We start from the raw sequence: 5394 nt of genomic DNA, 5'->3' as shown, positions 1-5394 counted from the left end.
CCACTGCCGATGGCAAGCCGGTCGATCCGGTGGCGCGCTTCCATCTCGGAAACGGTGCCCGGGTGGAGCGGCTCAACTGGGGCGGCGACCCGTCGCCGAAAGGGCAGAAGCAGTCCTACGGCCTGATGGTCAACTACCTCTACGATCTGAAGCGGCTCGACAAGCACCGGGCCCTTCTCGCGCAGGGCAAGGTGGCGGTATCGGGCGGCATTGACGATCAAATCCTCAGGGGCTGATGCAGGGCCTCGTCCGCACGGCACGCCGCCGGCCGCGGCGCACCACCATTTCGAACAACAACAGGAGACTTCCGATGACCCCTGGCTTTCAGCGGCGTGACTTTCTGCGCCTGGCCGCGGCGAGCGCTGCAACCCTTGCCGTCGGCGCGCGCGCCCAGTCGGGCTGGCCGACCCGRCCCGTGACCATGATCGTGCCGTTCCCGGCCGGCGGCGGCACCGACGCCTTCGCGCGGCCGCTCTCGGCGCAGTTCAGCAGGATCACCGGGCAGACGCTGGTGATCGACAACCGGGGCGGCGCGGGCGGTACCTTGGGCGCGAGCATCGCGGCCAAGGCGGCGCCGGACGGCTACACGCTCTTCATGGGCGCGGTGCACCATGCGATCGCGCCCTCGATCTATCCCAAGCTCGACTACGACCTCGAGCGGGATTTCGTGCCGCTGCTGTTGCTGGCCAATGTGCCGCAGGTGGTGGTGGTGAATCCGAAGCGCGTCAGCGCGACCACGCTCCAGGCCTTCGTCGCCAACGCCAAGCAGAACCCGGGCAAGCTCAATTACGCATCGGCCGGCGCAGGCACCTCGCACCACCTGGCCGGCGAGCTGTTCAAGCTGCAGACCGGCACGTACATCACGCACATTCCCTATCGCGGTGCGGGGCCGGCGCTGCAGGACCTGATCGCCGGCAACGTCGACGTGATGTTCGACGGGCTGGGCTCGTCGGCCCAGCACGTCAAGGCCGGGCGGATCAAGGCGCTGATGGTGGCCGGCAGCAAGCGCAATCCCGCCTTCCCGGACGTGCCCTGCGCCACCGAGGTCGGGTTGCCCGACTACACCGTGACCACCTGGTACGGCCTGTGGGCGCCCAAGGGCACGCCCGCGGAGGTGCAGGCGAGGATCGTCGACGACATGAAGAAGGCGCTGGCCACCGAGGAACTGAAGGCGATCTGGGCCAACAACGGCTCGGAGCTTGCGAATGTGTCCGGTCCGGCCTACGGCAGTTTCGTGCATGCGGAGATCAAGCGCTGGGCCACGGTGGTCAAGGAATCGGGGGCCAAGCTCGAATGACGGCTTCGATCGGACTGCGCATCGACGGCCCGCTGGCCTTCGTGACGCTCGTGAACCCGGGCCGGCTCAATGCCATGACGCGCGGCATGTGGCGCGCATTGCGCGACACCTTCGAGCGCCTGGCGCGGGAGCCCGCGCTGCGCTGCGTGGTCGTCGGCGGGGAGGGCGGCGCCTTCTGCGCCGGCGGCGACATCTCGGAGTACCCCTCGTTCCGTTTCGACGCCGCCAGCCTGCGCGAATTCCACGAGAACGAGGTCTGGGCCGCGCTGGCCGCCATGCTGGCTTGYGAGCTGCCGCTGGTGGCCCGGATCGAGGGCGCCTGCATGGGCGCCGGGATCGAGATTGCGAGCTGTTGCGACATCCGCCTGGCCGGTGCGTCTGCCAGGTTCGGCGCGCCGATCGCGAAGCTCGGATTCCCGATGGCGCCGCGCGAGGCGGCACTGGTGCAGCGCGCCGTCGGCGACGTGCTGGCGCGCGACATGCTGCTGGCCGCGAGCGTCCATGATGCGGCCCGGCTGTACGACGCCGGCTTCCTGCTGCGTGTGCTGCCCGACGCCGAACTGGCGGGGGAGGTGCTGGCGCATGCGCAGCGCATCGCGGTGCTGGCGCCCGAGGCCGCGCGCCTCAACAAGACCACCTTCTCCGTCCTGCGGCAAGGTGCTGCGCAGGACGCGGTCGCGCCGCTGCTGCCCACTGCCTACGATTACGCCGACTCCGCCGAGCATCGCGAGGGCATCGCCGCCTTCCTGGCCAAGCGGGCCCCTGTTTTTTGAGATCGACATGACCGATATCCCCAACGCCAATCTCTTCGCCGCCCTGCGCGCGGCCTTCCCCGCCGACCTCGACGCGATCGCGGTCGAGACCGACGACGGCCTCTTCTATTCGTGGCGCGACCTGGACCGCGCGAGCGCGATGATCGCCAACCTGCTGGACGCGCTGGATCTCGAGGAAGGCGCCCGCATCGCGGTGCAGGTCGAGAAGTCGGTCGAGGCCATGATGCTGTACCTCGCCACGCTGCGCGCGGGCTATGTCTTCCTGCCGCTCAACACGGCCTACCGGAATGCCGAGATCGAGTACTTCATCGGCAACGCCGAGCCGGCTGTGGTGGTCTGCAGCAGCGCCAACGCGTCCTGGGTGGCGCCGATCGCGACCGCGGCCGGCACCCGCCATGTCTTCACGCTCGATGACGACCGCACGGGCACGCTGCTCGAAGCGGCCGCGCAGTGCGGCGACCGGCATGCGGTGGCTGCGAAGCAGGAAGACGACCTCGCCGCCATCCTCTACACCAGCGGCACCACCGGCCGCAGCAAGGGCGCGATGCTCACGCACCGCAACCTGTCTTCGAACGCCGAGGTGCTGAAGGACTACTGGGGCTGGCGCAGTGGCGATGTGCTGATCCATGCGCTTCCGATCTTCCATGTGCACGGCCTCTTCGTCGCGATCCACGGCGCGCTGATCAGCGGCAGCAAGATGATCTGGCTCAACCGCTTCGACCCGGMGCGCGTGGTGGCCCGGCTGCCCGAGGCGACCGTCTTCATGGGCGTGCCCACGCTCTACGTGCGCATGCTGGCCGAGCGCGGGCTGACCCGCAAGGCCTGTCGCCACATGCGGGTCTTCATCTCGGGCTCGGCACCGCTCCTGATCGACACCTTCAACGAATGGCGCGAGCGCACGGGTCACACGATTCTCGAGCGTTACGGGATGAGCGAGACCGCGATGCTGACCTCCAACCCCTACAGCCCGGTGCAGGGCGAACGGCGCGGCGGCACGGTGGGTTTCCCGCTGCCGGGCGTTCAGCTGCGGGTGCGCGACGACGCCGGCGAGCCATGCCCGAGCGACGAGATCGGCCACATCGAGGTCGACGGGCCGAACGTGTTCGCCGGCTATTGGCGCATGCCCGAAAAGACGAAGGAAGAGTTCACGGCGGACGGCTATTTCAAGACCGGCGACGTCGGCATGGTGGATGGGCTCGGCTACGTCACGATCGTCGGGCGCAGCAAGGACCTGATCATCAGCGGCGGCTACAACGTCTATCCCGCCGAGATCGAGGGCTACATCAACGAGATGTCCGGCGTGGCCGAGAGCGCCATCGTTGGCGTGCCGCACGCCGACTTCGGCGAGGTCGGGGTGGCCATCGTGACGGCCAGGGCCGGCGCGGCGCTCGACGGCGAGGCGATCATCGCCGAGCTCAAGGCGAAGCTCGCCAACTTCAAGATCCCGAAGCGCTGCTTCGTGGTGCCCGAACTGCCGCGCAATGCGATGGGCAAGGTGCAGAAGGCGCTGCTGCGCGAGCAGCACAAGGGGCTCTTCGCCCCAAGGGATTGAGAAGCTGCGCCTACTGCACCAGCAGCACCGAGATGTCGGTCTCGGACACCACCTTGGTCGCGACCGACCCCATCAGCGCGCGGCCGAAGAGGCCGTGGCCGTGCGTGCCCATGACGATCAGTTCGGCGTTGAAGGCGGCAGCCGCCTTGAGGATCTCTTCCGCGGCATGGCCGTGGCGCTGGTCGACCTTGAAATCGGTGATGCCGAGGCCGGCCAGGGCGGCCTTGACCGGCTCGAGAACCTTGGCGGCTTCCTCGGCGTAGTAGTCGCTGACGATTTCCTTGCTCAGATGGCGGGTGACGTGCCCCGGCACGCCGACGCAGACGTGCGCCACGACCAGTTCATTGCCGTCGACAAACATCTTGCGATGCTTCGCCAGGTAGTCGAGCGCCTTCTGCGTGTGGGCGCTGCCATCGACGGCGATCAGAATCTTCATTTGTAGCCTCTCTTTGTTGCGTGGCGCGCGGTGATGGCACCGCGTGCCGTGGTTATAAACCCGATTCAGGCCGGCGCCGGGCCGCCCCAAGGCGGCCTGCGGCCCCCTCGGGGGGCAGCGACCCACACGAAGTGGGGGAGCGTGGGGGTCCTTCAGGCCGGCGCCGGGCCGCCTGCGCGGCGACGTCCGCGCTTCGCACGGAAGGGCGGCCTGGGGACGCCCCCTCGGGGGGCAGCGACCCACACGAAGTGGGGGAGCGTGGGGGTCAGCTCAGCGCAAGACCAAGACGGGCAGGTCGGAATGCGTGAGCACGTGCTGGGTCTCGCTGCCCAGCAGCAGGCGCTTGATGCCCTGGCGGCCGTGCGATGCCATCACGATCATGTCGCACTGGTGCTTCTTTGCGGCGCTGATGATCGATTCGGCCACGAGGTCGGCGCTGACCGTCGCCGTCCGGATCTTGACGCCGCTGGCCTCGGCCTGCTTGGCGATCGTGTCGAGCGTGGTCTGCGCCGCCTCCGTCCACTGTCGCTCGATGCGCCCGATGTCTTCGGGCGTGAAGACCGCGGCGCCATCGAAGTAGTTGGTCGGATAGCGGGGCACCACGGTGAGCGCGACCAGCTCGGCGCCGCTCAGGGCCGCCAGGGCGATGGCGCTCGTCACGGCCTTCTCCGAGAGAGGGGAGCCGTCGGTGGCGACCAGGATGCGCTTGAACATGGGTTCTCCGGTGGTGGGTGGATCACCTGAGCTTAAAGCAGGTTTCGCGCGCCTCGGCTTGATCCATGTCAAGCGGCGGGGTGAATGCGCCCGGTCGCTCAGCCGTGCAGCCCTTTCCAGAGCATGTAGGCCGCCAGCAGATAGAGGATGCTTCCGAATACGCGCTTGAGCTTGCCCACCGGGAGGCTGTGCGCGGCCCGGGCGCCGAGCGGCGCCACGAGGAAGCTGCAGACCGCGATCACCGCCAGCGCCGGCAGCCAGATGTAGCCGAACGAGCCCGCCGGCAGGCCCTGCACCGATTGGCCGCTGGCCACGTAGCCGGCCACGTTGGCGACCGCGATCGGGAAGCCGAGCGCGGCGCTGGTGGCGACCGCGTTGTGGATCGCGACGTTGCACCAGGTCATGAAAGGCACGCTGATGAAGCCGCCGCCGGCGCCGACCAGGCCGGAGATGAAACCGATCGCGCCGCCGGCCCCGAGCTGGCCCGCGGTGCCCGGCATCTGGCGCGTCGGCTTGGGCTTCTTGTCGAGGAACATCTGCGTGGCCGAGAAGCCGACGAAGAGGGCGAAGAAGATCGCCAGCGCGGTGCCCTTGAGCAGGCTGAAGACGCCCAGGCTGCCGG

7 protein-coding genes are annotated in these 5394 nt (G+C 68.6%); 4 read left to right on the top strand and 3 right to left on the bottom strand.

Translation table 11 applies throughout. From position 1 onward, the window contains the following. The 4 genes from AC1D2K_RS28960 to AC1D2K_RS28945 all read left to right on the top strand — a co-directional run. Window positions 1-236 (top strand): malonyl-CoA decarboxylase domain-containing protein (locus AC1D2K_RS28960; protein WP_478093143.1); only part of this gene is annotated, 236 nt, incomplete at its 5' end. A gap of 74 nt (window positions 237-310) precedes the next feature. Further along, window positions 311-1297, top strand: a complete 987-nt coding sequence (locus tag AC1D2K_RS28955) for a Bug family tripartite tricarboxylate transporter substrate binding protein (RefSeq protein ID WP_478093141.1) — start codon at window positions 311-313, stop codon at window positions 1295-1297. Next, window positions 1294-2070 carry an enoyl-CoA hydratase/isomerase family protein gene (locus tag AC1D2K_RS28950; protein WP_478093139.1) on the top strand — a complete coding sequence of 259 codons (777 nt, stop codon included), beginning with the start codon at window positions 1294-1296 and terminating at the stop codon, window positions 2068-2070. The genes AC1D2K_RS28955 and AC1D2K_RS28950 overlap by 4 nt, the downstream gene beginning before the upstream one ends. A 7-nt stretch (window positions 2071-2077) precedes the next feature. Next, entirely contained in the window at window positions 2078-3622 is a 1545-nt protein-coding gene (locus AC1D2K_RS28945; RefSeq protein ID WP_478093137.1) for a malonate--CoA ligase, read from the top strand. A 10-nt stretch (window positions 3623-3632) separates the two neighbouring features. Here the strand turns inward: AC1D2K_RS28945 and AC1D2K_RS28940 are convergent, their stop codons facing one another. The 3 genes from AC1D2K_RS28940 to AC1D2K_RS28930 form a co-directional block, all read right to left on the bottom strand. Further along, window positions 3633-4058, bottom strand: coding sequence for a universal stress protein (locus AC1D2K_RS28940; protein WP_478093135.1), 426 nt, complete (start codon window positions 4056-4058; stop codon window positions 3633-3635). 270 nt (window positions 4059-4328) lie between these two features. Further along, window positions 4329-4772 (bottom strand): universal stress protein, encoded by a 444-nt coding sequence (locus AC1D2K_RS28935; RefSeq protein ID WP_478093133.1) that lies wholly within the window; start codon window positions 4770-4772, stop codon window positions 4329-4331. A gap of 98 nt (window positions 4773-4870) precedes the next feature. Further along, window positions 4871-5394, bottom strand: a 524-nt coding sequence (locus AC1D2K_RS28930) for a sulfite exporter TauE/SafE family protein (RefSeq protein WP_478093131.1), incomplete at its 5' end; no start/stop codon positions are given.

Source organism: Variovorax sp. P1_H12_2 (genome assembly GCF_056405335.1).
The sequence above is the reverse complement of the archived record's forward strand: the minus strand, read 5'-3'. Positions and strand labels throughout refer to the sequence as shown.

Excerpts from the sequence above, each read along its gene's own strand:
- AC1D2K_RS28935 (WP_478093133.1), bottom strand. The coding sequence starts at position 4,772 with ATGTTCAAGCGCATCCTGGTCGCCACCGACGGCTCCCCTCTCTCGGAG.
- AC1D2K_RS28940 (WP_478093135.1), bottom strand. The coding sequence starts at position 4,058 with ATGAAGATTCTGATCGCCGTCGATGGCAGCGCCCACACGCAGAAGGCG.